Annotated in this window: 1 protein-coding gene; it reads left to right on the forward strand. The window is 46.9% G+C overall.

Features of this window, described 5'->3' with window-relative positions:
- A partial coding sequence (locus RRF55_RS27765; RefSeq protein ID WP_439419265.1) for a fumarate hydratase C-terminal domain-containing protein occupies positions 1–239 on the forward strand: 239 nt, incomplete at both ends.

Here is a 239-nt window from a genome sequence, read left to right on the forward strand (position 1 = left end):
GAACGCTTGGCAACCAGGCGACACCTTACTTCTGAATGGTACAATTTATACAGGTCGTGATGCTGCACACAAACGCATGGTCGACATGCTGAACAATGGTGAAGAGCTTCCTGTCGACTTAAAAGGTAAATTCATTTACTACGTTGGCCCTGTAGATCCAGTCGGTGATGAAGTGGTTGGTCATGCTGGCCCAACAACAGCAACACGTATGGACAAATTCACACGTCAAGTGCTTGAAG

Origin of the sequence: Klebsiella sp. K47 (assembly GCF_051858335.1) — a bacterium.
In the GTDB taxonomy this organism is placed as follows: Bacteria; Pseudomonadota; Gammaproteobacteria; order Enterobacterales; family Enterobacteriaceae; genus Klebsiella; species Klebsiella pneumoniae.